Annotated in this window: 24 protein-coding genes and 5 tRNA genes; 12 read left to right on the top strand and 17 right to left on the bottom strand. The window is 23.1% G+C overall.

All coding sequences use genetic code 11. From position 1 onward, the window contains the following. The first annotated feature begins 98 nt into the window (after positions 1–98). Positions 99–710 (top strand): ribosome biogenesis GTP-binding protein YihA/YsxC, encoded by a 612-nt coding sequence (yihA, locus tag BUCISPPS3390_RS01405; protein ID WP_172599031.1) that lies wholly within the window; start codon positions 99–101, stop codon positions 708–710. On the opposite strand, the gene polA is transcribed toward yihA, so the two are convergent. The 3 genes from polA to BUCISPPS3390_RS01390 form a co-directional block, all read right to left on the bottom strand. After that, entirely contained in the window at positions 693–3,380 is a 2,688-nt protein-coding gene (gene polA, locus BUCISPPS3390_RS01400; protein ID WP_154060868.1) for a DNA polymerase I, read from the bottom strand. The two genes, yihA and polA, sit on opposite strands and share 18 nt — an antisense overlap. 359 nt (positions 3,381–3,739) lie before the next feature. Continuing rightward, positions 3,740–5,047, bottom strand: a complete 1,308-nt coding sequence (gene eno / locus BUCISPPS3390_RS01395; RefSeq protein ID WP_154060867.1) for a phosphopyruvate hydratase — start codon at positions 5,045–5,047, stop codon at positions 3,740–3,742. A 333-nt stretch (positions 5,048–5,380) separates the two neighbouring features. Further along, entirely contained in the window at positions 5,381–7,042 is a 1,662-nt protein-coding gene (locus BUCISPPS3390_RS01390; protein WP_154060866.1) for a glutamine--tRNA ligase/YqeY domain fusion protein, read from the bottom strand. Positions 7,043–7,230: 188 nt separating this feature from the next. On the opposite strand from BUCISPPS3390_RS01390, the gene BUCISPPS3390_RS01385 reads away from it, so the two are divergent. From BUCISPPS3390_RS01385 to zapA, 5 genes are all read left to right on the top strand, one after another. Continuing rightward, a tRNA-Met gene (locus BUCISPPS3390_RS01385) sits at positions 7,231–7,304 on the top strand. Between the two features lie 24 nt (positions 7,305–7,328). Then, positions 7,329–7,410, top strand: a tRNA-Leu gene (locus BUCISPPS3390_RS01380). A gap of 40 nt (positions 7,411–7,450) precedes the next feature. Next, positions 7,451–7,522: transfer RNA gene (locus BUCISPPS3390_RS01375), tRNA-Gln, on the top strand. Between the two features lie 206 nt (positions 7,523–7,728). Continuing rightward, positions 7,729–8,385 (top strand): ribose-5-phosphate isomerase RpiA, encoded by a 657-nt coding sequence (rpiA, locus tag BUCISPPS3390_RS01370; RefSeq protein ID WP_154060865.1) that lies wholly within the window; start codon positions 7,729–7,731, stop codon positions 8,383–8,385. A gap of 89 nt (positions 8,386–8,474) precedes the next feature. Beyond that, the gene (gene zapA / locus BUCISPPS3390_RS01365; protein WP_154060864.1) at positions 8,475–8,768 is read left to right on the top strand and encodes a cell division protein ZapA; all 294 of its coding nucleotides are present in this window, start codon (positions 8,475–8,477) and stop codon (positions 8,766–8,768) included. 49 nt (positions 8,769–8,817) lie between these two features. Here zapA and BUCISPPS3390_RS01360 read toward each other — a convergent pair whose 3' ends face one another. The 5 genes from BUCISPPS3390_RS01360 to alaS all read right to left on the bottom strand — a co-directional run bounded on the left by BUCISPPS3390_RS01360 (position 8,818) and on the right by alaS (position 12,972). Continuing rightward, positions 8,818–9,534: a 16S rRNA (uracil(1498)-N(3))-methyltransferase gene (locus BUCISPPS3390_RS01360; RefSeq protein ID WP_172599030.1), complete on the bottom strand. Its 717-nt coding sequence runs from the start codon at positions 9,532–9,534 to the stop codon at positions 8,818–8,820. Positions 9,535–9,616: 82 nt separating this feature from the next. Further along, positions 9,617–9,690 (bottom strand) — tRNA-Arg (locus tag BUCISPPS3390_RS01355). A gap of 16 nt (positions 9,691–9,706) precedes the next feature. After that, positions 9,707–9,793, bottom strand: a tRNA-Ser gene (locus tag BUCISPPS3390_RS01350). Between the two features lie 221 nt (positions 9,794–10,014). Further along, positions 10,015–10,206, bottom strand: coding sequence for a carbon storage regulator CsrA (csrA, locus tag BUCISPPS3390_RS01345; RefSeq protein WP_154060862.1), 192 nt, complete (start codon positions 10,204–10,206; stop codon positions 10,015–10,017). Between the two features lie 111 nt (positions 10,207–10,317). Next, positions 10,318–12,972, bottom strand: a complete 2,655-nt coding sequence (gene alaS / locus BUCISPPS3390_RS01340; RefSeq protein ID WP_154060861.1) for an alanine--tRNA ligase — start codon at positions 12,970–12,972, stop codon at positions 10,318–10,320. Positions 12,973–13,189: 217 nt separating this feature from the next. Between alaS and BUCISPPS3390_RS02125 the strand changes: the two genes are divergently transcribed. From BUCISPPS3390_RS02125 to BUCISPPS3390_RS01330, 3 genes are all read left to right on the top strand, one after another. Continuing rightward, positions 13,190–13,387, top strand: a complete 198-nt coding sequence (locus BUCISPPS3390_RS02125) for a S4 domain-containing protein (RefSeq protein ID WP_232036968.1) — start codon at positions 13,190–13,192, stop codon at positions 13,385–13,387. A 5-nt stretch (positions 13,388–13,392) separates the two neighbouring features. Then, positions 13,393–14,157 carry an RluA family pseudouridine synthase gene (locus tag BUCISPPS3390_RS01335; RefSeq protein ID WP_232036967.1) on the top strand — a complete coding sequence of 255 codons (765 nt, stop codon included), beginning with the start codon at positions 13,393–13,395 and terminating at the stop codon, positions 14,155–14,157. A gap of 162 nt (positions 14,158–14,319) precedes the next feature. Beyond that, positions 14,320–14,628: a helix-turn-helix domain-containing protein gene (locus tag BUCISPPS3390_RS01330; RefSeq protein WP_154060860.1), complete on the top strand. Its 309-nt coding sequence runs from the start codon at positions 14,320–14,322 to the stop codon at positions 14,626–14,628. A 32-nt stretch (positions 14,629–14,660) separates the two neighbouring features. Here BUCISPPS3390_RS01330 and aroQ read toward each other — a convergent pair whose 3' ends face one another. Beyond that, positions 14,661–15,119 (bottom strand): type II 3-dehydroquinate dehydratase, encoded by a 459-nt coding sequence (gene aroQ, locus BUCISPPS3390_RS01325; protein ID WP_154060859.1) that lies wholly within the window; start codon positions 15,117–15,119, stop codon positions 14,661–14,663. A 202-nt stretch (positions 15,120–15,321) separates the two neighbouring features. Here aroQ and tldD point away from each other — a divergent pair, with 202 nt between their 5' ends. Then, positions 15,322–16,758 (top strand): metalloprotease TldD, encoded by a 1,437-nt coding sequence (gene tldD, locus BUCISPPS3390_RS01320; RefSeq protein WP_154060858.1) that lies wholly within the window; start codon positions 15,322–15,324, stop codon positions 16,756–16,758. Positions 16,759–16,876: 118 nt separating this feature from the next. Here tldD and rplS read toward each other — a convergent pair whose 3' ends face one another. The 6 genes from rplS to BUCISPPS3390_RS01290 all read right to left on the bottom strand — a co-directional run bounded on the left by rplS (position 16,877) and on the right by BUCISPPS3390_RS01290 (position 21,464). Continuing rightward, positions 16,877–17,224, bottom strand: coding sequence for a 50S ribosomal protein L19 (rplS, locus tag BUCISPPS3390_RS01315; protein WP_154060857.1), 348 nt, complete (start codon positions 17,222–17,224; stop codon positions 16,877–16,879). A gap of 92 nt (positions 17,225–17,316) precedes the next feature. Then, positions 17,317–17,997 carry a tRNA (guanosine(37)-N1)-methyltransferase TrmD gene (trmD, locus tag BUCISPPS3390_RS01310; protein ID WP_172599029.1) on the bottom strand — a complete coding sequence of 227 codons (681 nt, stop codon included), beginning with the start codon at positions 17,995–17,997 and terminating at the stop codon, positions 17,317–17,319. Positions 17,998–18,026: 29 nt separating this feature from the next. Continuing rightward, on the bottom strand, positions 18,027–18,530 hold the full coding sequence (gene rimM, locus BUCISPPS3390_RS01305; RefSeq protein ID WP_154060855.1) for a ribosome maturation factor RimM: 504 nt from the start codon (positions 18,528–18,530) through the stop codon (positions 18,027–18,029). Beyond that, the gene (gene rpsP, locus BUCISPPS3390_RS01300) at positions 18,530–18,802 is read right to left on the bottom strand and encodes a 30S ribosomal protein S16 (RefSeq protein ID WP_154060854.1); all 273 of its coding nucleotides are present in this window, start codon (positions 18,800–18,802) and stop codon (positions 18,530–18,532) included. Before rpsP ends, rimM begins: the two co-directional genes overlap by 1 nt. A gap of 77 nt (positions 18,803–18,879) precedes the next feature. Further along, positions 18,880–20,226 carry a signal recognition particle protein gene (locus tag BUCISPPS3390_RS01295; protein WP_154060853.1) on the bottom strand — a complete coding sequence of 449 codons (1,347 nt, stop codon included), beginning with the start codon at positions 20,224–20,226 and terminating at the stop codon, positions 18,880–18,882. Between the two features lie 83 nt (positions 20,227–20,309). Continuing rightward, a complete protein-coding gene (locus tag BUCISPPS3390_RS01290; RefSeq protein WP_154060852.1) occupies positions 20,310–21,464 on the bottom strand; it encodes a prephenate dehydratase domain-containing protein in 1,155 nt (384 codons plus the stop codon). A 157-nt stretch (positions 21,465–21,621) separates the two neighbouring features. Between BUCISPPS3390_RS01290 and rplM the strand changes: the two genes are divergently transcribed. Beyond that, positions 21,622–22,050 (top strand): 50S ribosomal protein L13, encoded by a 429-nt coding sequence (gene rplM / locus BUCISPPS3390_RS01285; protein ID WP_154060851.1) that lies wholly within the window; start codon positions 21,622–21,624, stop codon positions 22,048–22,050. Positions 22,051–22,077: 27 nt separating this feature from the next. Next, the gene (gene rpsI, locus BUCISPPS3390_RS01280) at positions 22,078–22,470 is read left to right on the top strand and encodes a 30S ribosomal protein S9 (protein ID WP_154060850.1); all 393 of its coding nucleotides are present in this window, start codon (positions 22,078–22,080) and stop codon (positions 22,468–22,470) included. 147 nt (positions 22,471–22,617) lie between these two features. Here the strand turns inward: rpsI and cgtA are convergent, their stop codons facing one another. Next, positions 22,618–23,628, bottom strand: coding sequence for an Obg family GTPase CgtA (gene cgtA, locus BUCISPPS3390_RS01275; RefSeq protein ID WP_154060849.1), 1,011 nt, complete (start codon positions 23,626–23,628; stop codon positions 22,618–22,620). Positions 23,629–23,704: 76 nt separating this feature from the next. Continuing rightward, on the bottom strand, positions 23,705–23,962 hold the full coding sequence (gene rpmA / locus BUCISPPS3390_RS01270) for a 50S ribosomal protein L27 (RefSeq protein WP_154060848.1): 258 nt from the start codon (positions 23,960–23,962) through the stop codon (positions 23,705–23,707). Positions 23,963–23,965: the final 3 nt, after the last annotated feature.

The raw sequence follows: 23,965 nt of genomic DNA, 5'->3' as shown, positions 1-23,965 counted from the left end.
TTTTTATTTTACAATATTTTTCTGATTTATGAATTAGTATTTGCAAACTAATTATTTACATTTTTGATTATGGTATATTAATAAGGATGATGTTTATCATGAATAATATAAAATTTAATAAAACATCTTTTTTAAAAAGTATTATTAATACTTGTGAGTTAGAAGATTTTTCTGGAATAGAAATTGCAGTTTTAGGTTATTCTAATTCTGGAAAATCTAGTTTACTAAATGTATTAACTAATAATAAAAAATTAGCTCGCGTGAGTAAATTACCAGGGAGAACTAGAACTATAAATGTTTTTGATGTTATGTCAAGTTTTAGAATAATAGATTTTCCAGGATATGGATATTCTACAATAAATTTATTAACTAAAAAATTAATCACTAAAAGTCTATTTTTTTATTTACGTCATAGATTATGTTTACGTGGTGTTATGATTTTATCCGATATTCGTTATTCTTTAAAATTATTAGATTTAAAAATTTTAAAAATTTTGAAGAAAAGATCAGTTTCAATTTTATTTGTTTTAACCAAAACTGATAAAGTTTCCAAACAAAAAAAAATAATTCAAATTTCACAAATTCGTAAAAAAATATCTATTTTAAATATGGACATAACTGTTTTGGTTTTTTCTAAATTTAGTAAATTAGATATTTTAGTTATTCGGCATCATTTATCTGTATGGTATAATTTATTTTGGAACAGATAAAATACAAGATTTCATTTCTTTCCAATTTTTTCCTGTTTTAATAGATACATATAATGGAACTATTAATTTGGTACTATTTTCCATGTGATATTTAATTAAATGACTAAATTTAGATATTTGTTCTTCTTTTATTTCAAATATTAATTCATCATGTATTTGCATAATTATTTTTATATCATTTGGATATTTTTTTTGAAATATATGTTGTAATTTAATCATAGAAGTTTTAATTATATCTGAAGCAGTATTTTGTATAATTACATTAATACAAAAACGTTTTGCGTTATTTTTTAATTTTTGATTTTTTGAATTAATATTGGGGATATATATTTTTCTTCCAAATAATGTTTTCACATACTCTTTTTTTTTAGCAAAATTATATGTATATTTGATATATTCTTTAATTGTTTTATATGTTGAAAAATAATTTTTTATATATTCTCTAGCTTTACAGATGGGAATATTTAGTTTTTGAGATAGTCCAAAAGAACTAATTCCATATAATATTGAAAAATTTACAATTTTAGCAATATTTCTATGATAAGATTTTATTTTATTATCATTAATATTGAATATATATTTAGCTGAATTATAATGTATATCTTGAGTATATGATAAATCTTTTATCATTTTTTTATCATTCGAATAATGTGCCATTATTCTTAATTCAATATGAGAATAATCTGCCGTTAATAATAACCATTTTTTTTTTGCAATAAACGCTATTCGAAGTTTTCTTCCTGTTTTAGTTTTAATTGGAATGTTTTGTAAATTAGGATTACTTGAAGATAATCGACCAGTTGATGTTGAGTCTTGGTGATATGTAGTGTGAATTCTTTTTGTTTTTCCATTTATCGATTGCATTAATTTTTTTAAATAAGTATTTTTTAATTTTTTTAATATTCTATATTGTAGAATAATTTTAGGTAATTTATGAATTTTAGATAGTTCCGAGAGAACTGTTTCGTCAGTGGAAATATTGCCAGTTTTTGTTTTTTTAAAGTATGGAAAATTATATTTTTTAAATAAAATTTTTTGTAATTGTTTAGGAGAATTAATATTGAATTTTTCTTGAGTTATAGAATATATTTTATTTGAAAGTTTTAATGATGTATTATTGATTTTTTTTTTTTGTTTTTTTAGTATTTTTTTTTTTATCAATACACCAGTATGTTCCATGGTAGATAGTACTTCTATTAAAGGTATGTCAATAGATCTAAATGATTTTTTAGAGTTAATAGTTAAATATTTTATATTTTGAAAATATTTTTGTATTGGATTTAAAGATTTTTGAATAACGTTAAAAATTATTTTTTTTGAATTAAAAATATTTTTCTTGGTTATGTTTTTTTTCAAGGTATTTTTTTTATATTTTTTTTTATTGTTACTTAATTGATAGTAATATAATGCAATTGATGTATCAAAATATATTCCTGTTAATGTAATATCAAATTTTTTTAAGGTATGAAAAATTTTCTTTAAATCGGTACCGATTTTGTGATAATTCTCGTTTTCTAGAATAAATTTTATTTTTTTTAAAATTATATTTGGAGTTATCATGCATTTATTATTTTTTCTTTGATCATAAATATACCACCATGTTATATAATTAGTAACCGATATGGAGATATAAAAAAAAGTTTTTTTTTCTTTGTTTATATAAAAGTCTATAGCAATAGAAAATATTTTTTTTTGAATAATGATATTTATCATTTTTAATATAACATCAGTATTTACTATTTCAATTTGTACATTTTTTTTTTTTTTATGATATTTATCTAAAATAGGAAATTGATTTGTATATATTTGTTCAATGTATTTATTGAATTGATAATATTTAAAATATTTTAATAATAAAGGTGTATCTATTTTATTTTTTTTTAAATGTGATGATATGTCTTTTATATAAATATTTTGATTTATTTTAGTAAGACGGTATGATAGAAAGGCTGTTTTTTTGTTTTTTTCTAAACTACTTGTAATATTTTTTATGTTCCTTATCGGAAGATGAACAACACGGTTTATATTTTTATATATATCTGATATAGAGGAGAAATTTTTTAAAAGCGCAGAAGCTGTTTTTTTTCCTATACCAGGAACACCAGGAATGTTATCAGAAGAATCACCTGTTAATCCTAAAAAATCTGCTATACATTTTGCATGTACCCCATATTTTTTGTATACATGCTTTTCATTTAATACTTCTGTGATAAAATTTCCTGGGATGATAGATACTTTTTTATCTACTAACTGTGTTAAATCTTTGTCTGCGCTATAGATAAACACATAATATTTTTTTTTTGTAAATTTTTTAGATAAACTACCAATGATATCATCAGCTTCAACATTTTTTATATTGATTATTGGTATACCTAGTAATTGAATAATTTTTTTTAGAGGTTTTATTTGTTGTTTTAAGTTACTAGGCATTGGTTTTCTATGTTTTTTATATTTATTGTATAATTGATGTCGAAATGTTGTTTTTGAAGTATCAAAAATAATTACGATGTTTTTAGGATTAAATATTTCTATTAACCTGTTAAATATTTTAATACATCCATATAATATTCCAGTTGAATCTCCATTCTTGTTTTTTAATTTTAAATAAGAAAAATATGTTTGATATAAACAATAGTTTCCATCAATTAATATGATTATTTTTTTTTTCATACTTTTTCTGCTGTACTTATAGTTATATAAATCATTAATATAGAATATTAAAATGTACAATACTAGAAATTTTTTAAATAAATGATATTTTTTTATTTTCAAGATATTAAAATTTTAATTTTGTAAAACTCATTTAGTAGTGTATCCTTTCTATTAATTTAATCAATGATTTATCTATATATAAAATATAAATTAAAAAAATTTAGTTACATTATATTATCTTGGTATATAAATATTAAAGTCATATTTTTTAAATATTATATATGTTTATATACATATTAATAGTTATTATTAATAGGGGTTACACCCCTATTTTATAAACAACAATATTTATTATATGTTCTAAATTGTATATAATTTTAGTTATATGGATTGAACATTTTTAATCGTTCTTTTGGTAGGCTTCTATCAAGATCCATAAATTCTTCTATTCTAATTAATCTATTATATTTTGCTGTTCTATCCGATCTACACATGGAACCTGTTTTTATTTGTCCTGCAGATGTACCAACAGATAAGTCAGCAATACTAGTATCTTCTGTTTCTCCAGATCGGTGAGATATAATAACAGAGTACTTATTTTTTTTAGCTAAACGAATAGTTTCTAAAGTTTCTGTTAAGGTTCCTATTTGATTTAATTTGACTAAAATTGCGTTTGCGGCTTTATTTTTTATTCCATAACTTAAAATTTTTTTATTTGTAACAAATAAATCATCCCCTACTAGTTGTATAGTTTTTCCCAAGACTTTCGTTTGATGTATAAAGCCTTTCCAATCATTTTCATGTAAGCCGTCTTCTATTGATAAAATAGGATATTTTTTAGTTAATTTCTGAAGGTAATGAGTAAATTCTTGCGAATTAAATGTTTTTTTTTCATTTTCTAACTTGTATGTTTGTGTTTTTTTATCGAACAATTCTGATGCAGCGCAGTCTATAGCAAAAACCACATCTTCTCCTAATTTGTAATTTGCTTTTTCTACAGCCAAACTCATCATAGATAACGCTTCTTCATTAGACTGTAAATTAGGAGCATAACCTCCCTCGTCTCCTACACAAGTTGTATATCCTTTATTTTTTAGTATTGTACCCAATGTATGAAATACTTCTGATCCTATACGAATAGCTTCTTTAATATTAATAGCTCCTATTGGTTGTATCATAAATTCTTGAAGATCAATATTATTATTGGCATGCATACCTCCATTAATGATATTGATCATAGGAAGGGGTAAAGAAAATTTATTGTTTGATTTATTAAGCTCAGAAATATAAGAATAAAATGGAATTCTATTTTCTGCAGCAACAGATTTTGCGAGTGCTAACGACACTGATAAAATTGCATTTGCACCAAATTTTGATTTGTTAGGTGTACCGTCTAAACGTATCAGGTAATTGTCTATTTCTTTTTGCTCATCCGCTTGTTTACCTAATAAACTTCTTCTTATTTCTGTATTTACGCTCTGTACTGCCTTTTGTACTCCCTTACCAAAAAAACGTTTAAAATCTCCGTCTCTTAATTCTAAAGCCTCTTTAGAACCAGTAGATGCTCCGGACGGAGCAGAAGCTAATCCAATATGTCCGCTAGTTAAATGAACTTCAGTTTCAATGGTTGGATATCCCCGGGAATCCAGTATTTCGCGAGCAAATATTTTTTTTATTTTTGACATTGTATTGTTCCGTACGTGTAAATTTTTATAAAAATACAACATTAATGATTATTTAATTAATACTTTTATATATAAACAGACTATTAGATGTTATTGTAATTTGATTCTAAATTTTTTATGTTTGTATAATATGCAATAGTTATATATATTATTTTATAAAAATAGTATTTTTATTTATATCAATATTAGTAATAATTTAATTACTAATATTAATATATATTGTTATTGTTAATTTTATAAAAAAAAAATGATTCTTATCAAATGAATTAATATGTTAGTATTATAAATTTTATAAAATTAAATAAATATTTAATAAAATTAAATAAATAAAATTTAATTTATTAGATTTTTATATTTATTTTTTAAAGATACAATTCTATGACATACTAAAATATTATATTTATTTTTTTTTTTTAATTTTAAAAAATATCCTATTCTTTCAAACTGGTAAGCATGTTGAATATCTTCATTATCTACTATAGATTCAGTATACCCTACTTTAATTATACATGAATTAGGATTATATAATTGAATAATGTTTTTTTCTTTTTCTGGATTTTTACATGTAAATAAAACATTAAATAATTTGAATTGAGTTTTAGTAGAATTTTTTTTAGATATCCAGTGAATTATATTATATGATTTTTTTGGTAAGATTTTTGTTTTTTTTGTATTTAAGTAATAAGTACACAAAATACATAAAATATCATTGTTTTTGTTTTTTATAATTTGATTTGCTCGTATAGTATATGCATATTTTAATCGAACTTTTTTTCCTAATACTAATCCTTTGTAGTCTATAACAGATTTTTTACAAAAATCTTCTTTTTCAATATATATTTCTCTGGAAAATAAAATTTTTCTGTGACCCATTTCTTTTCTATTAGGATGATTCGGAACATCTAAGTATTCTGTATAATTATGATCAATATTTGTTATAATTAATTTAATAGGATTAATAACAGCCATTCTTCTAGGAGAAGAATAATTAAGATCTTTTCGTATACAAGACTCTAGTAGAGATAATTCTATTAGACTTTGTTGTCTAGTAACTCCTACTTTCTGACAAAATGTTTTAATAGAATTTTTAGTATATCCTCTTTTTCGTAAACCCGATAGTGTACTTAGTCTTGGATCTTTCCATCCGCTTACTAGTTTAAGGTTTATTAACTTTTGTATTTTTCTTTTAGATAAAATTGTATATTCTAAATTTAATTTAGAAAATTCATATTGTTTTGGAGGTATTTTATTGAAATGTAATTTTTCTAGTATCCATATATATAATTGGCGATTATCTAAAAATTCTAATGTACATAAAGAGTGTGTAATTCCTTCCAAAGCATCTGCAATACAATGTGCAAAATCATACATGGGATAAATACACCATTTTTTTTTTGTTTGATGATGTTCAGAAACAATGATTCTATATAAAACAGGATCGCGTAATATAATATATGATGATTTCATATCTATTTTTGCTCGTAAACACATAGATCCTTCTGGAAACATTCCGTTTTTCATTTTTTTAAACAACGTTAAATTTTTTTTAACGGTTCGGTTACGAAAAGGACTATTTTTTCCAGTTTTTTTTAACGTTCCTCTATATTTTTTTATATCATTTGCGTTTAATTCGTCTACATATGCTGCTTTTTTTTTTATTAACTGAATTGCATATCGGTATAATTGATTAAAGTAATTTGAAGTATATGTTGGCGCTTTATACCAATCTAAACCTAACCATTTTATATCCTTTTTAATTGCTTGAATGTATTTTACATTTTCATTTCTAGGATTTGTGTCATCAAATCTAAGATTACATGTACCATTATATTTATTAGCAATATTATTATTTAAATATATAGATTTTGCATGTCCTATATGTAAGTACCCATTAGGTTCTGGTGGAAACCGTGTTTTTATTTTTCTTTTAGGATTTTTTAAGATTGAATATTTTACAATTTTACTAATGAAATTGTTGTTGTTTGTAGGTTTCATTGTTAAACTATTCCTGATGTATTTTATGTATGATGATTTTTATTGTATTTTTATTTGATATGTTTTCTAAACATCATGTTTTTTATAAAAAATTATTTTTTTATAAAATAATTTTTATAAATTTTTATTGTAAAAAACATTTTATTTGTGTAAAATTAATATTTAAATATTAGTATTTTTAATATTCTGGCTATGTAGCTCAGTCGGTTAGAGCGCAGCACTCATAACGCTGAGGTCACGAGTTCGATTCTCGTTATAGCCATAAAAATTATATATATATTAAGTAGCGGAAGTGGCGAAAATGGTAGACGCACCAGATTTAGGTTCTGGCGCTGAAAAGTTTGCGAGTTCAAATCTCGCCTTCCGCATAATTATAATAGTATTAAAAATTTTTATTAATGTGAATTTTGGGGTATAGCCAAGAGGTTACGGCACCGGTTTTTGATACCGGCATCCCTGGTTCGAATCCAGGTACCCCAGATAAAATATTATTTATACAATAGTTTATATGAAAATACTTTTTTAATAATTATTTTTGTGTAAAAATGGATGTATTGTTTTGTTATTACAATAATTAACGAAATAATTAAATTTTATTATTATCATGATTATAATTGATTTATCTAAAAAAAACATTATAACATTTTATTTTTGATAAATAATTTTTAATGTATTATGGAGAAAATATGTTTGATACGTTAAAAAAATCTGTAGCTATATCTGCGATAAATTATGTACCAAAAAATTCAATAATTGGAATTGGATCAGGATCTACAATAAATTTTTTTATTAAAGAGTTATCAACTATTTCTAGTTATATTAGAGGAGTTGTACCGAGTTCTTCTACATCAGAAGATTTATTAAAAAAGTCTAATATACCTATTGTTAATTTAAACACACTTACATCACTTGATATTTATATTGATAGTGCAGATCAAATAAATCATTCTTTGGAAATGATAAAAGGTGGCGGAGGGGCTTTAACTAGAGAAAAAATTATAGCTTCTGTTTCAAAAAAATTTTTATGTATAGTAGATAAATCAAAATATGTAAAAAATTTTGATAATGTTCCTGTTCCTGTAGAAGTAATTCCTATTTCATTAAATAGTGTATCCAGAGAAGTAGTAAAATTAGGTGGAAAACCTGAATATAGAAAAAATTTTATTACAGATAATGGTAATTATATTATTGATATGCACAATTTATGTATGGATAATTCTATTTATTTAGAGAAATATATAAATAATATACCCGGAGTTGTATCTGTAGGATTATTTTGTATAAGAAAAGCAGATTTGGTATTGGTTAGTTATGTTGATAAAATAGATAAAATCTCTTTATAACATGTATGTATTGATGTATGATTTGAAAATAGATTATTAGATAATATTACATATTTTTTTTAAAAATGATTATTTATAGAGAATTATTTATGTCATTAAAATCTATTGATATAGAAGTTTTTGGTCGGTTTATACGTGTTAATTGTCCTGACAAAAATTCTTCAGATTTATACTATCTAGCAAATATTTTAAATAAAAGATTGGAAGACTTAAAGGAAAAAACAGGTGTTTCTAATATAGAGCAATTAATTTTTATTACTGCTTTAAATATTTGCTATGAACTAGAGATAGAAAAACATAAATCTGTTCATTGTATTAAACATATAAAATCACGAATGTTAGTTTTGAATGAAATGATTGATTCTGCTTTAAATTCTAAATAGATATTTTAGATTATATTATTGTATATATTAATGATTAACAGTATATATTTTATATATCTCCTAAGTGTATTTGTAATGCAGTTATTGCTACAATACTTGCTGTTTCAGTTCGCAGTACCCTAGGCCCTAGGGATACTTTTAAAAAATTTTTTTCCTGTGCACATTTTTTTTCATATTCATGAAATCCTTTTTCTGAACCTATTAATATAAAAATATTTTTGTATTGATTGGGAATATTATAAATTGTATTTTTAGCTCTAGGATCAAAAATAATTTTAGTAGATTTTGGAGTGATGCTATCACACCATTGATGTATTGTAGATGGTGTGTTTAATTTAGGTACAATATTTCTAAGAGATTGAGCACATGCAGAAATAATTATCTTTTCCCAATGACATATTTTTTTAGATATTGATTTCTCAGAATTTTTTTTTTTAGATATTATAGGAGTAATGGTATTAATACCTAGTTCTACTGATTTTTCAATGGTTATATTCATTTTTTTAGACACGCATTGTCCTAAATGAATTTTTATTGGGGATTCTTTATCGTCTAGTTGTGTACTTATAATTTTTATTAAAATGTTTTTTTTTTTTATGTCTAATATTTTAGAGATAAATATATAATTAGTATTATTAAATAAATGTATTATATCATTGATACGTAATCTAATTACATTTACACAAAAATGTACCATGTTTTTTTTTAATTTAATAATTGTGTCAACTTTTATTGATTTATTAAAATAAATTCTAGGAATATACAAAATATAATATCCTATTTCATATAAAATAAAACATAAATTAAGGTATTAATTAATTATTATTCATATATATAAATATTATTTATGCATCCGGAAGGATTTGAACCTTCAACCTCTCGGTTCGTAGCCGAGTGCTCTATCCAACTAAGCTACGGATGCATATATGATATTATTTTGGTGAGAGAGGGATTTGAACCCTCGATGCAGATTAATACATACTCCTTTAGCAGGGGAGCGCCTTAAACCACTCGGCCATCTCACCAATATATTAAATATATAAAAAATATATATGACTATATTACTTTTTTTATAAAATAAGTCAAATGAAATTTTATTGTCACATTCAATATTTATTTTTTATTGATTTCTTAATGAAATGATATTAATTATATTAAGTAATATATTTGTTAAAAAAAATTAAATTTTTTAACAAGTAAAGATATTTTTACTGTATTTTGAATGTTCACAAAATACAGTAAGTGTTTATTTTTTATCTCCTTCACACGAATTTTTTTCTAGCTGAATTTTTTTATATATTTCTTCTCTATGTACAGATATTTTTTTAGGAGCATTAATTCCTACACGAATTTGATTTCCTTTAATCCCTAAAATTGTTACAGTTATTTCATCGCCGATCATTAACGTTTCGCCAATTCGACGAGTTAAAATAAGCATTTCTTTCGTTCCTTTTGAGAAACAAAATATATATTTTGTTTTTTTAAACATATTAAAATAAATAAAATAATATATATATTATTCATAAACTTGTTTTTTATAATATAAGTATTATTTGTATATATTATTTTCGTGTATATATTTTATGATTTTTTTTTTCATTTTTTTTATTTTTTCAGATATAATATTTGTGTTTTCTAATTTTCCTTTAACAATATTTTTATTTCCTCCACCTTTTCCAGATAAAATAGAAAATATTATATTCATAACATCTATTGCATTTATATGTTGAATAATATTATTAGTAACACTAATTAAAAATCTTATTATTGAGGTATTTTTATTGATTAGTATAATAATAACGGATTCTTTTTTTTGTTTGATAGTATCAGATATATTTTTAAGCATTGTATATTTTAAATGGGATATATATGAAATTATTATTAATATATCATTAATATTATATGCTTTTGATATTAAATTTTTAGATATTTGTGAAATATTTTGGTTTGTTAAGTCTTTTTTTTCTTTTTTTATATAACTAATTTTATTTACTAATTTTTTTATTGATTTATATATATCATTGGAATTATTTTTTAGTAAATTTTGTATTTTTTTTTCTTTATTTATTTTTTTTTGAATATAATGTATTACGGGTATACCTGTTATTGCAGTAATACGTTTTATTGAATTTCCAATATTTTTATATTTTATAATTTTAAAACATCCTATTTTTCCAGTAGATTCATGATGAGTTCCATTACATAATTCAATAGAAAAATTATTAATACAGATCATACGGACGGTATTTTTATATTTTTTAGATGATAAATATATAGCATTATATTTTTGTGCTCGAGAAAATGATGTAATAATAGCATGTATTTTGATATTTTTTTGAATTTTTTTATTTATTATAATTTCTAATTTTTGAATGTCTTTTTCTGTAAGGTTATCGTTGTACATAAAATCGAATCGGAAGTATTTATTATTTATATAGGATCCTTTTTGAACTATATTCAATCCAAATTTTTTAATTAATGCGGCATGTAATAAGTGTGAAGCAGAATGATTAGATTGTATTCTTTTTCTTTTTTTAGAATCTATTTTTGCAACTATATTTTCTCCTACGCATAAAATACCTTTTTTAAGGTATCCTAGGTGTGCAGTAAAATTTCCATTTTTTTGTGTGTTATTAACTATAAACGTTCCTTTTTTATTGATTATTTTTCCTGAATCTCCTATTTGTCCGCTAGATTCACCATAAAAAGGTGTTATATTTAATACTAATATTCCTACGCATTTTTCAGATAAATATGAAACAGATTTATTTTTATAAATAATTTGAGTAATTTTAGATTTTTTTATATATTCATGATATCCATCAAAAATAGATTTCTTAGTAATATGTATTAAACATGAACTATGTTGATTTTTTTGTGTATGTTTTTTTTTTTGTTTTTGTTTATTTAATTTTATTATTTGATTTAATTTTTGAAAATTAATAGATATTTTTTTTTTTTTGCAAATATCTTTTGTAATTTCTATAGGTAATCCAAATGTTTCATATAAATGAAATATTTTTTTTTCACATAGTTTTTTGGTTTGATTGACAATGATTTCTTTTTTTAACTTGTACATTCCTATTTTCAATACTTGATAAAATTGTTTTTCTTCAGACAATAGTATTTTTTTTATAACATTAATATTAGAAGAAATGTTAAAATCTACATTTATTTGTGTCATATTTTTGATTATAAATTCGGATAATTTATAAAAAAAAGGTTTATGTAAGCCTATAAAATATCCATGACTTAATGCTCTTCTAATAATTCTTCTTAATACATAATTTCTTCCTTCATTTCCAGGTATTATATTTTCAGAAATCAGACAAGTTGCTGTTCGGATGTGATCTGCAATAATTCTCAATGAAATATAGTTATTTGATTTGATTTTTATAGTTTTTTTGATAGATTGTATTAGTTTAATAAAATTATCTGTTTCATAGCTTGAGGAAACTTTCTGCAAAACTGCTGATATACGTTCTAAACCCATACCTGTATCTACTGAAGGAATGGGTAATTTTATTAGTTTTTTAGATCTAATTTGATTAAATTGCATAAAAACTAAGTTCCAAATTTCTACACAATATTTTTTTAGTTCGTTGTAGTTTTTAATTTTTTTTTTTTCTTTATTATTTTTTCTTGTATCGTAAAAAATTTCAGTACATGGACCGCATGGACCTGAATCACCCATTTTCCAAAAATTATTGGAATGATATTTTATGTTATTTTTGTCATATATTGTAATTAAGTGATTAGGTTGAATTTTTATTTTATTTAACCAAATATTTTTTGTTTCAATATCTTTATAATAATATGTGATCCATATTTTTTTTCTTGATATTTTTAACCATTTTTTATGAGTTAAAAATTCCCATGCATATATAATAGACGTTTCTTTAAAATATTCTCCAAAACTAAAATTTCCGAGCATTTCAAATAATGTATGGTGGTATGGTTCATATCCCACTTTATTGAAATCATTATGCTTTCCTCCTGTTCGAATACAATATTGAGAACTAGTATATGATGATGTTTGGTTTCTTTTATATCCTAAGTATATTTCTTTAAATTGATTCATTCCTGCATTTGTAAATAATAAAGTGTTATCGTTTGCAGGTATTAAAGAACTACTTTTAACAATAGTATGGTTTTTTTCTTTAAAAAATTGTAAAAACAAAGATCGGATTTTATCAGTTTTCATATAATTTTTTCCCTAAAAATGTTTATTAAAATAAAAAATATAGTTATCTTATACAGATAAAATATTTGATTTTTTAATGTATTAAGATAATATTTTATGTGTAAAATTAATTTTTAATTATTTTTTGAATACAAAAATATCTAAATTTAATATTTTTTATGTTAAAATATAATATTTATTTTTTATTTTTAAAAATACAAAATTTAATGAGTATAATATGTCTTCTAATACAATAAAATTAAAATTTATATCTACTGTGTCAAAATTAAAGTCTTGTAGATTGGATAAAATTTTAGTTCAAAAGTTTTTTCCAATATCTCGTTCGTGTATAAAAAAATGGATTTTATCAGGATGTATATCTGTAAATGATGTTATTGTTACTGTTCCAAAAAAAAAATTTTTTTTAATGATTTAATTATTGTGTGCGTCAATAATGAATTCAATCTCACCAAAATAAAAAAAGAAAATATACCATTAGATATTATTTTTGAAGATTCTGAGATATTGATAATTAATAAACCATCTAATTTTGTTGTTCATTTAGGTTATGGAAATATATCTGGAACATTATTAAACGCTTTAATTTTTCATTATAAAAGTAATTCCAGTTTACCTAGAGCGGGTATAGTTCATAGATTAGATAAAAATACATCAGGTTTGTTAGTCGTGGCTAAAACAATTTTAGCATATAATTATTTAATTGGTTTGTTTAAAAACCGTAAAATAATTAAAGAATACGACGCTATTGTTGTTGGAAGAATTGGACGAAATGGAAGTATCAATTATCCAATTAAAAGAAACATTTATCGTCGAACTATTATGACAATTGGTAGCGGAGGAAAAAAAGCAATTACTCACTACAAAGTTATTACTAGATTCAAAAATTATACATATGTTCGTGTACAAATAAAAACAGGGAGAATGCATCAAATTAGAGTACATTTTTCTTCCATTGCTCACCCTATATTTGGAGATAGTACATATTCTAAAGGAATAAGATATAATTCACTGGGATATTCTAAAAAAACATGTATTTTTTTGTGTAGATTTTCCAGACCGTCTCTACATTCTAGAATGTTAAGCTTTGTACACCCTGTAACCGATGAATTAAAAACTTGGATAACCAGTCCTCCTCTAGACATGGTGCATCTGCTTACATTATTATATTGTGAAGATATGGTATAATAAATATATATTTTGTCACATAATTATACAAATATAATTTACAGTGATATACTTTATGTATTACAAAATACATTTATCACTAAAATAAAACAGTTTAATGTTAATATTCCTGATCTTTGATCATATTAAGAATATTTTTTATAAAATTAATTAAGTAAATATATGTTAAATAATAAAAGAAATTCTGGTTGTTTTTTTGTATTAAATATTATTAATAAAGAAGTATTTAATACTCCTTTAATTAATTATATTACGATTGCTTTAAAAAACTATTTTTCAGTGGTTATTAAAAAAAATGATAATAATTTATATCAACGATTTTTATCTGAAATAGAAAAACCGTTATTTGATAATATAATGCAATATACTCGAGGTAATCAAACACAAGCTGCTTTAATTTTAGGAATTAATCGTGGAACTTTAAGAAAAAAACTTAATTTATATTATAAAAATAAAAAATGTAACAGATAAAAAATTTTATCTTATATATTTATAATTTTTTCTTACAAACTTTTTTTTATTAACATATTTACAGATTTATTTAATGCACATATGTATCCGTCAGTTCCAAATCCGGATATAATTCCACATGATATATCTGATATCCAGGAATGTGAACGAAAGTTTTCTCTAGAGAAAATATTGGAAATATGAATTTCAAAAAATGGAATTTGTACTGCTAATAAAGCATCCCGAATAGAGATGCTAGTATGCGCAAATGCACCTGGATTAATTAAAATAAATTGTATTTTCAGCAATTTGCTTTCATGTATTTTTTCTACTATTTTATGTTCTGCATTAGATTGAAAATCATATAATTTAACATTTAAAATGTTAGCTGTGCTTTTTATTTTCTTTATAATTTCAGGTAATGTATCTGAACCATATATTTTTGGTTCTCGAGTTCCTAATAAATTTAAATTAGGTCCATTTATTAATAATATTTTGAATTTTTGATTCATATTTAATCTCATTTTATATAAATTTAGTAAAAATAACAATAATATTTATAATATAATAACATTTAATAATAATTATTTATAATAATTATTATCATATTTTAAATCAAAATATAAATAATGTATTTATAAATATATTTAAAAGATTATCATCAAAATATTTTCATAACATTAAATTGATATAAATATTAAGAGATTTCTGATAATGATAAATATTTTATTAAATAAATATAATCTTAAAAAACATGACATTTTTTTGTTGTTAGATAATATGTTAGAAAATAAAGTTGATTTTGGAGATATATATTTTCAATTAAAAGAACAAGAAGCATGGATTTTAGATAACAAAATTATTAAACAAGGATCTTATTTTTATGATAAAGGTGTTGGAATACGAGCAGTAAAAGATATTTCTACTAGTTTTTCTTATACTAACTCTATTACGTTAAAAAATTTAATTTATTTTACTAATATGGTTTGTAATATGATTGTCAATGTTAAAAATAACATTATAAAAAAACAATTATATTCAGATTTTAAAAGTATGTATCCACAATTTAATCCCATTAATAATGATTATATTGAAAAAAAAATTTATATTTTAAATTATATCGATCGATTAGCTAGACAACAAGATAGTCGAGTTACTGATGTTTATGCTGTATTAACATGTGAATATGAAGAAATTATAATTGGATCTACTGATGACAGATCAGTATTAAGTGATATTCGACCATTAATTCACATTACTATACAAGTAACAGTAGAGCAAAATAATAGTAGAGAAATAGGAACTAGCGGAGGAGGAGGTAGATTTAGAATTAATGAATTTTTTAAAAAAAATACTAATAAAGGAACATTAATAGATACTTGGACTAAAGAAGCGGTTCGTATAGCACTTCTTTCCTTATTTGCGAAACCATCACCATCTGGTTTATTTCCAGTTATCTTAGGTCCTGGATGGCCAGGAATTTTATTTCATGAAGCAGTAGGACATGGATTAGAAGGAGATTTTATTCGAAAAAAAACCTCTGTATTTTCTAAAAAAAAAGGACATAGAGTTGCTTCTACTTTATGTACTATCGTAGATAATGGAACACTTAATAGTAAACGAGGTTCTATAAATATAGATGATGAAGGAGTGCCTAGTCAATATAATGTTTTAATTAAAGATGGAATTTTAAAATCATTTTTACAAGATAAATTAAATGCACATATTATGAATAAAAAAAGCACAGGTAATGGTCGAAGAGAATCATATGCGCATTTACCTATGCCTCGTATGACTAATACATATTTATTAGCTGGTATAGATACTCCTACCGATATTATAAACAGTGTTGATTATGGTATTTATGCTGTTAATTTTAGCGGAGGTCAGGTAGATATCACATCAGGAAATTTTGTTTTTACTACTTCCGAAGCATATCTTATTAAAAATGGTAAAATTATTCATCCTATCAAAGATGCTACATTAATTGGATCAGGAACGGAAGTAATGCAATCCATATCCATGGTAGGAAATAATTTATGTATAGACGACGGAATAGGGAGTTGTGTAAAAAATGGACAGAATATTCCAGTAAATGTTGGTCAACCAACCATTAAAATAGATCGGTTAACAATTGGTGGAACGTATTAAATATATATAATACATATATATTGTGCAGTCAATTTTTGTATGCTGACTGCATGATTTATATGAAAGTAAATTATTTTTACATATGTAATATATAGTTTATATGTATATAGAATTATTTTTAATTCAAGCGCTCTTTGATTCGTGCAGATTTTCCTTTTCGATATCGTAAATAATATAATTTTGATTTTTTCACTAATCCTTTTTTTACAACTTTTATTTCGTGTATATTTGGTGAATGTATTAAGAATTTTCTTTCTACACCTTCACCATTAGATATTTTTCGAACTGTAAATGAGGAATTGAGATTTCTATTTCTTTTTGCGATTACAATACCTTCAAATGACTGAAGGCGTTTTTTATTACCTTCTAATATCCATGTTTTGATAACAATAGAATCACCTGAATTGAAATATGGAACGTTTTTTTTTTTATATTTATTTTCCAGGGTGTGAATATAACTATTCATATTTTGAATATCTCATGTAATTGGTATGTAAAATTTTTATTTAGTTAGATTATAGTGATTTTTATTTTTATTACACTAATATTAAAGTAAATTTATTTATCTATAAGATTTGGTTTTTTTATTAAAGTATTTTTTAATGATTTTTGCAATCTCCATTTTTTTATTTTTTTATGATTTCCTGATAGTAAAATTTTAGGTACACTAATATTGTTTATTTTTTTTGGTCGTGTATAATGAGGACAATCTAATAAATTTTTGGAAAAAGTTTCATTTAATAAGGAATTTTTATTGTTTAATACTCCTGGAAGTAATCGTGTAATGGTATCAATAAATATCATAGACGGTAACTCTCCTCCAGTGAGAATATAATCACCCACAGACCATTCTTCATCTACTTGATTTCGTATAAATCGTTCATCAATACCTTGATAACGACCACAAATAAATATTAGGTGTTTTATGTTAAGAAAATGTTGAATGTTTTTGTGATTCAATAATTTTCCTTGCGGAGATAAGTATATTACTATACTATCTGTTTTATGCGTTTTTTTTATTTTTGTAACCGCTTTAAATAATGGTGAAAACATAATTAACATGCCAGGACCTCCACCATAAATTTTATCATCTACTTTTCTTCTTTTATTTGTACTAAATTTTCTTAGATTAAAAATATTAATGTTAATTATTTTATTTTTAATAGCTCGACTAATGATTCCGTATTGAAATATGTTATCAAACATTTTAGGAAAAATTGTGACAATACTAAATTGCATAATTTTTATCTTCTTAAAAAAATCTATGTTTATTCACATAAATTCCAATTAATAATAATAATTTTATTTTTTATATCTATTTTTTTAATAATATTGGGTTGTATAAATGGAACATATATATTTTTTTTTTTTTTAAAATTAAATATTTTTAAGATATTATAAATCTTATTATCTAATATTTGTTTTACTAACCCTATTATTTCTTTTTCTACGTTAAAAATTTTACATAATAAAATGTTATTCCAATAGTATTCATGTTTTTGTAATTTAGGTAATTTAGTAGATTTCATTAATATATTCTGGTTAGCTATAGAAGAAGCCTGCGTTCTGTTGTGTAAGTTATCTATTTTTACTAAAAAATGATTTGTATGGTTTTTATATGTAATAATATTTTTTTTATAAATATACATATTCAATTTTTCTAATTTCCACGGAAAGTAACAAAAAATATTTTCTTTTTTTTCTGTATATGAAAGGATATGTACCCATCCTAAAATTCCATATGGATTTCCTATTTTTCCAATGATAATCATTATTTATAATCATTCTGTGTATGATATACATTTTTTACATGTTCTATTAATAATTTATCAAATCGTGATGATTTTTGAGCTCCTTTTTTTATCCAAAAATCAACCCTATCAGTAGATAAATGTATTTTTTTTTCATTTTTTTTAGCAAAGGGATTAAAATATCCGATACGTTCAATAAATTTTCCATTTCGAGCAGATCTTACATCAGATACTATAATTTGATAAAATGGTTTTTTTTTGGCTCCATGTCTTGCTAGTCTGATTTTTATCATACAATTTTTCTCTTATATTAAAAAAATTTATTTTAAATATTCAATTTGTTTTTAAAGTTTAACAAATATAATTTATATTATTTTATCAGATAATTTTTAATTTTTTCAAATATTTTGTTTTTTTTGTTTTTGTTAAGGTTTTTTATGATATTTTTCATATTTTCGAATTTTTTTAAATAAATATTAATTTCCTGTATAGTAATTCCAGAGCCTTTGGCAATTCTTTTTTTTCTAGAATATTTTATAATAGATGGTATTTTTCTTTCTTTTTCAGTCATGGATTGAATCATAGCTTCAATTTTTATGAAAGATTCTTTATCAATATTATTTAACATAGAGTTACTGTTAATAATATTAATAGGTAACTTATGTATTAATGATTCAACGCCTCCTATTTTTTTGATTTGTTTAATTTGTATCAGGAAATCATTTAGATTGAAAGTATTTCCTTTTTTAGTAGTTTCTTTCATTAAATCTAGTTCTTTATTTTTAATTTTATTTTTAATATCATCTATTAAAGATAGTACATCTCCCATACCTAAAATTCTTTTAGCAATTCTTTTGGGATGAAAAATTTGTAAATCATAAATCTTTTCTCCAACACCAATATATTTAATTGGAATTTTTGTTAAAGATCTTACTGATAATGCCACTCCTCCTCGTGTATCACTATCTAGTTTTGTTAATATAATTCCTGATAATGTAAAGATTTTATTAAATTTTTTAATCGTATTAACAGAATCTTGTCCGGTCATAGAATCTATTACGAATAATGTTTCATGTGGTTTGATATAATTTTGTACTTTTTCCATTTCTTTTATTTTTGAGTGGTTGGTATGTATTTGTCCAGCCGTATCTATTAATAGCACGTCATATTTTTTTTTCTTTGCTGTTATTATTGCTAACTTAATTATTTCTATAATTTTTTGATTACAGTTAGACTGAAAAAAATTAGCTTTAGTTTTTTGTATTAATCTTTTCAACTGTAGAATAGCTGCAGGTCTATATATATCGATAGAAACTACTAATATTTTTTTTTTATATTTTTTCGATAATAAATGAGCTAACTTGGCAGTGCTTGTTGTTTTTCCAGATCCTGGTTGACCAATAATAGTACAAATAGTTAGTTGGTTTAACAAAAAATTAAATAAGTAACTTTTACTTCCCATTATTTTAGTTAATTCATATAACACTATTTTTATTAAATTTTGACTAGGACTAAAGTTTTTGTTTATATATGCTTCAGATATTTTTGATTTTATTTTTTTCAAAAATACGTTCACAATTATTAATGATACGTCAGCATCTAATAATGCTGATTTTATCCTACGCAAAGTTTCCTTAATTTTTTTTTCTTTTAGGTGGCTTCGATGTGAAATATTTTCAAAAATATCAGTTATTTTTTTTGTTAGGCTATTAAACATAATGATAGTAAATATCCTTGTATTAGTGGTATTTGAATGTAATAATATCAAAATTTATAGTTATAAAAAAATATTAAAATTGATTAAAATAGTTTAGTTATATTTTTTTCAACAGGATAACAGCCTAAAATTTTTATATTTTTTACATACTTTTTGATGATTTGTAAAGTTTCTTGTGTGACGTTAGAAAAAAAATTTTCTATTATTTCTATTAGATATGTTTTTGTTGTTTTATTAATTATATTTTTTTCTAAAATTATATTAGTAATTTTAATTTTTCTTTTTTTAAATATTTTTTTTATTTTTGTGATGTTTTCTTGATTATTATTTAAGGTTATAAGGATGGTAGTTTTTACTGAAATTTTTTTTTTTATTTTGTTTTTTTTTTTAGAAATTAATATAAATCTAGTAATATTATTTTTTACATTAGAAATATTAGCTGCTATTTTTTGTAAATTATAATAAGAACCACCTACAGAACTTCCAATTACAGCGGAGTTTTTTTTATTTTCTAAAGAGAGTTTTTTCATACCTTCAGAAGTACTATTAAAATATTTTTTTTTCCATTCTGGAAATTTTTCTAAAAAAATACTACATTGTTTAAATGGTTGTACATGGCTATATACTTTTTTAATATTATAAAAAAAACAATTTTTTGCTGTAAACAAGTGATGTTGAATTGTCGCATAAATTTCTTTAACTATATATATTTCATTTTGTTTTTTTAGTATCTCATATACTTCTGGAATAATTCCTGATATTCTATTTTCAAAAGGTAATAGTGCTACGTAACAACAATGATCGTTTAAAGATTTAATTATAGAATCAAAATTAGTATGTTCATGCGCAAAAAAGAAATTTTTGTTGTTTTTAGATAAATTATTAAAAACTTCAGATGAATATGAACCAATTGGACCTAAGTAGGCACAAAAACGTTTTTTGGAATTGTTTTTTATTTTTTTTTTATGTTTTTTTTGAATAAGAATTGAATTATTAACAATTATTTCAAATATTTTTTGTATGAATTCTGGATTTATTTTGTTTTTTTTGCTTAGTTGATGTAAATTATTAAATAGTTCTATTTCACGATTTTTGTCTCGAATATCAAGTTTGTTATGTATTTTATTTTGCAAAATATCTATCGAGAGAGATTCTCGAAATGACAATAATTTGATTATTTTATGATCAACATTGTTAATTTGATTTCTTAATAATTCTAGCGTCTTTTTCTTGTCCATTCTATTAACTCTCGTTTAATTGGTTTAAAATATTTAATTATAAATAAAATTATATAAATATTTATTATATATATAAATAATATTTATGGTTTTTTTTTGTATACCAAATAAATAAATTTTTTAATTTTTAAATTATATATTTAAGGTGAAATTTATTATGAAAAGTTTTTCAGCTAATTCGGATAAAATTACAAAATCTTGGTATTACGTTGATGGGACAAACAAAATATTAGGTCGCTTCGCAGCTAAAATATCTACTGTCTTGCGGGGAAAACATAAACCCGAGTATACTCCTCATGTAGATATTGGTGATTATATCATAGTTATAAATGCATCAAAAATAATTGTTACGGGAAAAAAATCAATTAATAAATTTTATTATCACCATACTGGATATGTAGGTGGAATTAAGAAATATACTTTTCAGTATATGTTACTACATCATCCAGAAAGAATACTTGAAAGAGCTGTTAAAGGAATGTTACCAAAAGGTTCTCTTGGCAGATCAATTTTTAAAAAATTAAAGGTATTTCCATTGCACGAACATAATTTAAGTGCACAAAAACCAATTTTTTTAAATATTTAATATACATAAAATATTAGGATATATGCAATGTCTGAATATATAAATTATGGCACAGGTCGTCGTAAGTCTTCTTCTGCACGTGTTTTTTTGCGTAAAGGAACAGGAAAAATTTGTATTAATAAACGTTCTTTAAAAGAATATTTTGGTAGAAAAACGGCGTGTATGGTTGTTCAACAGCCTTTAGATTTGGTAAATATGTTGAATATATTTGATTTTTATATTACTGTTAAAGGTGGTGGAATATCTGGTCAGGCAGGAGCAATTCGTCAGGGTATTACTCGTGCATTGATACAGTATGATAATACATTGCGAGGAGTACTACGTAAAGAAGGTTTTGTAACTCGTGATTCAAGACAAGTTGAACGTAAAAAATATGGTCTTCGCAAATCTAGAAAAAAGACTCAATTTTCAAAAAGATAGTGATTTTTGTATAGTGAAGAAATCCCGGTGTTTTTAATCCGGGTTTCTTTATAGTTAAAATCAAAACATACATAAAAATATATTTTTTTATGCGATTCTATTATTTCTTTTTACAGAAAATAAATTTTTAAAAAATATTTGTGTATGTTATTTTTTTTGTCCATATAAATATTTAATAATATTTTTAGATAAATTTTTAATTCCGATATTATCTTTAGCAGAAATAAAGTAATATTTTTGACAAGGATGAATTTTGTTTTTTACATATTTTTTGATTTTATTAATTTTTTTTTTTGTTAAAATATCAATTTTATTAAAGATTAACCATCTCGGTATTTGAAATAGTGATTCATTAAAATTTTTAAGTTCTTGTAAGATAATGTGTCTGATTTTATTAAGATTTTTTTTTTTAATGGTATTTGTATCAATAATATGTAGTAGTAATTTACAACGAGATAAATGTTTTAAAAATTTTATTCCTAAACCTACTCCTGATGATGCTCCCTGTATAATTCCAGGTATATCAGCAATAATGAATTTTTTTTTTTTTTTTTCTACTGTTCCTAATACTGGATGTAAAGTTGTAAACGGATAACTGTCTATTTTTGTTTTAGCATTAGACATCATACTAGTTAAAGTAGATTTACCAGAATTAGGAAAACCTAATGTTCCAACATCTGCAATTAATAGTAATTCTAATGAAATATGTCTATTTTCGCCTAATGAACCTTTGGTATTTTTCCTAGGAGTTCGATTAGTAGGTGACTTAAAACGAGTATTTCCTAAACCATGCCAACCTCCTTTAGCAACAAGAATTTTTTGATTTTTATGCTGTATATCCGCTACTATTTCATTAGTTTCAATATCTATAATTCTAGTTCCTAAAGGGACACGGATATATGTATCCTTTCCTTTTTTTCCAGAACTATTTGCTTTAAATCCATTTTTTCCATTTTCTGCATGGAAAATTTTTTTAATACGATAATCAGTTAGTGAATTCATATTTAAATCAGATATTATCCAAATATTACCTCCATCGCCTCCATCTCCTCCATCCGGACCTCCCTTAGGTATAAATTTTTCTCTTCTAAAACTCGTACATCCATGTCCTCCGTTTCCAGCAGATACATGAATTACAACTGAATCAACAAATTTCATGTTATATTTCTCTTTGACAGAATATTGTTTTAATATAAAACATTTTGTTGATTTAATTAAAATATATATTTTTACATTATCTTTGTATTACGTTTACGTATGTTTTTTTTGGTAAACCTTTTTTTTCAAATTTTACTAATCCGCTTACAATAGAAAATAATGTGTGATCTTTACCACATTTTACATTATACCCTGGATGAAATTTAGTTCCTCTCTGTTTGAGAATGATATTTCCAGGATACACATGTTCACCTCCGAATCTTTTAATACCTAATCGTTTTGAATGAGAATCTCTACCATTTCGAGAAGAACCACCTGCTTTCTTGTGAGCCATTTT

It is taken from the genome of Buchnera aphidicola (Cinara cf. splendens/pseudotsugae 3390) (assembly GCF_900698845.1).
Taxonomy (GTDB): domain Bacteria; phylum Pseudomonadota; class Gammaproteobacteria; order Enterobacterales; family Enterobacteriaceae; genus Buchnera_F; species Buchnera_F aphidicola_AM.
Note: the sequence above shows the minus strand (reverse complement) of the source record. Positions and strands in the feature narration are given on the sequence as shown.